Here is a 246-nt window from a genome sequence, read left to right on the forward strand (position 1 = left end):
CCTTTAAACTCCTCTTATCATTATTAATCTTGGATGGAATACCATTTTTGAATGTTATATCTAGGTATAGGGTTTCTTTTTCTTCTATTTTATTTGTCCAATCAAATACGTTATCTCTAATTTCTAACTCAATATACTCTAAAGTATCATTCTCTATAACTCTGCACCATAAGTTCTCGTCAATAGAATATTTAGATGAAGTAGGGAAATCGATACCTAATTCTTTCTTCAATATCATCGCTTTAT

Annotated in this window: 1 pseudogene; it reads right to left on the minus strand. The window is 28.9% G+C overall.

The features are described from left to right. A pseudogene (locus SB775_RS32630) lies at window positions 1–232 on the minus strand (argininosuccinate synthase domain-containing protein); the annotation flags it as partial. Window positions 233–246 lie beyond the last annotated feature (14 nt).

The sequence above is a fragment of the Peribacillus sp. SIMBA_075 genome, from assembly GCF_046534585.1.